This window comes from Streptomyces sp. NPDC054847 (assembly GCF_053610925.1).
Genome location: NZ_JBSGZJ010000646.1, coordinates 1 through 2917, shown reverse-complemented (window position 1 = coordinate 2917; position 2917 = coordinate 1). Strand labels below are relative to the sequence as shown.

At 69.4% G+C, this 2917-nt stretch carries 3 protein-coding genes; all 3 read right to left on the bottom strand.

The features are described 5' to 3' along the window. Window positions 1–128: 128 nt before the first annotated feature. The 3 genes from ACWGH4_RS33680 to ACWGH4_RS33670 are packed head-to-tail and all read right to left on the bottom strand — an operon-like array spanning window position 129 to window position 2809. Window positions 129–1607 (bottom strand): AAA family ATPase, encoded by a 1479-nt coding sequence (locus ACWGH4_RS33680; protein WP_453467549.1) that lies wholly within the window; start codon window positions 1605–1607, stop codon window positions 129–131. 57 nt (window positions 1608–1664) lie between these two features. Further along, window positions 1665–2054 carry a GntR family transcriptional regulator gene (locus ACWGH4_RS33675; RefSeq protein ID WP_453467546.1) on the bottom strand — a complete coding sequence of 130 codons (390 nt, stop codon included), beginning with the start codon at window positions 2052–2054 and terminating at the stop codon, window positions 1665–1667. Continuing rightward, window positions 2051–2809, bottom strand: a complete 759-nt coding sequence (locus tag ACWGH4_RS33670) for a hypothetical protein (protein WP_453467544.1) — start codon at window positions 2807–2809, stop codon at window positions 2051–2053. The genes ACWGH4_RS33675 and ACWGH4_RS33670 overlap by 4 nt, the downstream gene beginning before the upstream one ends. Between the last annotated feature and the right edge of the window lie 108 nt (window positions 2810–2917).

Here is a 2917-nt window from a genome sequence, read left to right as displayed (position 1 = left end):
ATGCGACGCGGTGCCGCCCCTTCGGCACGGTGCCTTGGACCCAGCGCGGCCGGTGCCGCCGGGATGTGTCAGTGGTCGTGCAGCACGGTCGGACATGTCACTGGCACGCGGGCCGAAGTCGCGGCGGTTCAGAACCTCCCGTACAGCATCGCCGGATCCACCAGGCCCACGTCTCGCGACGCTTCAGCCGCCGCACGGGCCTTGCCGTTGAAGCCTGCACCGCTGAAGCACAGAAGCCGCGTGTGCGTCGTGTCGTAACGCCCCGATCGTGTGATCAAGTCCCGCACGTGCTCGAGGCGCTGAATGTGAGCCGCGCCGATCTCATCGTTCCACTTGGCCTCGCCGATGGCCAGCAACGGTGGCTTGCCGCTGCCTTCCGGAATTCCTACGACCGCGACATCCACCTCGTGGCCCTTGCGCGTCGCAGCGTCGTGAACCACGCCGTGGCCCACGCGCGCCGGGAGGCCCCCGAGCCATTCCGGATCGGCGTGGTGCAGCGCCCACTCGCGACAGACCTGCTCGAAGTGCGGACCGAGAGCGTTGCTCACGAAACGGCGGCGGCTCGCCTGCCAGACGCGGGCGGCGCTGCCCGGACGTTCCAACTGGTCCCAGACGGGGCGCATAACGGCGTGGTAGAAGGCGATAAGGGGTTCGGCGATCCGGTAGGTGGAGCGGTTCTCACGGAAGGCATCCGCATCCCGGTGGAGAAGCCCGGCGTCCTCCAGGACCGTGATGGGGTGTGCGATGTCCGTCGCTTTGCGCTCCAGGTAGCCGGCCATGCCGCCGCGTGTGGAGTTGCCGTCGGCGACGGCGCTGAGAACGGACAGGTACAGGGCGGTGTCACGCAGATCCGGCTCCTCAGCGAGGAGGTAACGCGCCTCTCTGAAGAGTGGAGTCTCGGGGTTGAGCACTGTTCGGACGACCCAGTCGTCGAAATCGTCGGGGCCGGACGGACTGTCACCGCGGGCGAACTCACGCCGGTAGGCGGGCGTGCCGCCGACGATCGCGTTGACCTGGAGGGCGAGCCGCGGGTCAGGGATGTTCCAGAAGTCCGCCGCGAGCTGGTGGTCGAGCGTCCTGACGACGAGTTCGAGCCCTGCGCGTCCCCGCAGCGGCGCGTTCCCGGACAGCAGCTTGCCCATGAACGACAGGGCCGAGCCGCACAGCAGAAGCCGCGTACGGGAGTTGGTGCGCTCGTCCCTCAGCGGGCGCAGCCCCTCCTGGATGATCGAAGGAAGCTCCGGATTGCCCTTCACCAGGTACGGGAACTCGTCGATGACCACGGGAACCGGTCGGTCGGCTCCCAGGGCGAGGAGGGCGTCGATGACCTCCGACCAGTTCGCGAAGTGGTACGGGGTGGCGGGGCGGGAGTGCTCCGTCAGTGCCGCGCCGATCCTTCGGAGCGACTCCGTATCGGTGGCCTCGGTCGCACCGAAGTAGAATCCGCCGCCCGCGCGGCAGGCCGCGTCCAGCAGGAACGTCTTGCCCTGGCGGCGTCGGCCTGAGACGACCCCCAACGTGGCGCCCGGCTGTTCGTCGGTGATGAACCGGGAGAGGGCGGACCACTCGTACTCGCGGTCGAACATGTCAGCGGGCTTGAGCAGCATGATCACTCCATCCCGTATTTGTAGGGGTACGCTTCTATAAACTGTACCCCTATAAACTCAGACGCCGTCCGTCGACGCCAGTGCGTGCCGGATCGCCGCGAGTGCCTCCTCGTCCGTCGCGTTGAGCCGGCGTGCCGCGATTGCGAAGAGGCCGGCCTGTTCCGCGAGTTTCTCCTTGGAGTCGGCGATCGACGGAGGCGCGATCACCTGGGTGCCGGAGCCGCGGCGGGTTCTGACCAGGCCGGCTGTCTCCAGTTCGCGGTAGGCGCGGACCACCGTGTTGTTGGCGAGGCCGAGGTCCGCGGCGAGCTGGCGGACGGAGGGGAGCCGGTCGCCCTGGCGGAGCCGGCCGACGGAGATGAGGTCGGCGAGCTGGGCCCGGACCTGTTCGTAGGGCGGGACGGGCGCCGCGTGGTTGACGGTGATGCGGACGCTGTGCGCGGTCATGACTTCGCCTCCGTGTAGGCCTGGGGGATCAGGAGGACGCCCAGGCAGTGGCAGCCGCTCAGTGCCGAGGTGAAGGCGGTGAGGGCGAGCGCCGTCAGGGCGAAGACCTTCGCCACGCCCGCGCAGGACAGGCTCAGTACGACGACGGCCATTGTGAACGAGACGGCGAAGAGCGGGGCCGTGACCAGGACTCCCCAGGCGCCGACCGCCGCGCGTGCCTGGATCCGGCGCTGGTCGTCCGTCTGGGAGCGCAAGGTCACGCGGCGCAGCAGCAGCGCGCAGGCGACGGTGCCGAGGGCCATGCCGCCCAGTGCCGGCCAGGCGTAGTAGAGGCCGGGCCAGGGGCCGAGGAGCTGGGACCCGGCCGGGCACTCGACGGCCAGGGCCCTTCCGGAGCGGCCTTTGGAGTCCGCCGATGCCGTGCTCGCGGCGATGACGACGAGCACCGTGAGGATCAGCGCCTGCGCGGCGAGGAACGCCGCGAGGGCGCGGGGCACATGGTCGCGGACGCGGCGGGGTCTCACTTCCGCCACCCGTATCCAGTCGCGCCGCGGGCGGGCGATCAGATCGGCCGCCAGGACGCCGGCCATGACGCAGAGTCCGAACGCGGGGAAGGCGTAGAGGAGTTGGACGTCCGGCTCCGGGCTGAAGTCGACGAGTGCGCCGACCGCGATGCCGGCCGCCGCGCCCGCCCATCGGACGGGGGTGTCGATCCACGTGCGCCAGGTGCCTTCCGCCGTCGAGGCAGCAGACATGCCGACCACCTTTCTCCGTCCATCAGGTGTATCAAGGTAGTGACACAATTGCCCAGCTCCCGGACTGTGTCAAGGAGTTGATACGCCTGTTCCGGGTCCGGAGAGGGT